1 protein-coding gene is annotated in these 1,193 nt (G+C 70.8%); it reads right to left on the reverse strand.

Going from position 1 to position 1,193, the window contains the following annotated elements; all coding sequences use genetic code 11:
* Positions 1-1,177, reverse strand: a 1,177-nt coding sequence (locus E9998_RS25005; RefSeq protein WP_136532472.1) for a sialidase family protein, incomplete at its 3' end; no start/stop codon positions are given.
* Positions 1,178-1,193 lie beyond the last annotated feature (16 nt).

Here is a 1,193-nt window from a genome sequence, read left to right on the forward strand (position 1 = left end):
TCGCGCCGCCGTCGGTCGAGTAGTAGAACTTCCCGGCCGCGAACCCGTACACCTTCGTGGTGTCGGCGCGGTCGGACTCGACGCGGGCGCCGGTCGGCAGGCCGGTCACGGCCGTCCACGAGGAGCCGTACGTCGTCGAGCGCTGCGGGGCGATCCCGTCGGGCGCCCACACGATCGCACCGGCGTTCGCGGTGACGGCGACCGTGCCGCCGCCGGTCGCGCCCGAGGGGACCTGCCCGGCCCACCACGAGCCGCCGCTGTTCGAGGAGATCCCGATGTTCACGACGTTGTCCAGGTGCCCGACGCGGACCACCGTGGACGGACTCAGCTCGGCGAAGTCCACCGACGTCGCCGTCGTCATCGTCGGCGCGGTGAAGAAGTCCGAGGGCACGCTCGTCAGGCTCGTGTGCGCGAACCCGCCGATGTCGCCCAGCGCCGAGTACAGCTCCGGCCCGGTCGGCGGGGCCGCGAGGTCCTGCACCGCCGTCTCCTCCAGGCCGTGGACCATCGGCTCCACGTCGAAGGTCGCATCCGCATCCCAGTTCGTGAGGTTCTCGGAGCCGTAGATCGTCGCGCCCGTGCCCCACATGACCCGGTCGGAGTCGTGCGGGTCGATCGCCATCGACTCGATCATCCATCCGTACTTGGGGCTCTTCTCGCCCTGCGCGGGGCTCGTGATCCCCCAGTCGAGCCAACCGACCGAGGAGTGGTCGATGCTGAAGCGGTCCACGCGGTTCGGCCAGCCCTCGAAGGTCCACGACTGGGTCCACGTCGCGCCCGAGTCGGTCGAGCGGTACGTGGTCTCGTCGGGCCACCACGCGTTGACGCTCGTGACCATCAAGGTGCCGGGCGACTGGGCGTCCAGTGTCAGGCCGCCGAAGCCGAAGCCCTCGTACGAGGAGCCGTTCGGCCCGGGATGGATCTCCGTCCAGGTGCCGGTGCCGATCTCGTAGCGCCACACCGACCCGCCGCGCGCGCCTTCGGCGGGGTTGCCGTTGTACGGGCCCGGGTCCCACGAGGTGATGACGTACATGTACCCGTTGACCGCGTCGATCGCCGCCTGCTTCGGCAGCTGGTCGTAGCCGTCGACCGAGCCGATCTGCGCGGCGCCCGCCAGCGGCGACCAGGTCGCGCCGTCGTCCGCCGACACGTACACCGGGTTGTCCGCGTCGGCCACGCCCACATAGGTCTTG

It is taken from the genome of Glycomyces paridis (assembly GCF_004912155.1).
Taxonomy (GTDB): domain Bacteria; phylum Actinomycetota; class Actinomycetes; order Mycobacteriales; family Micromonosporaceae; genus Glycomyces; species Glycomyces paridis.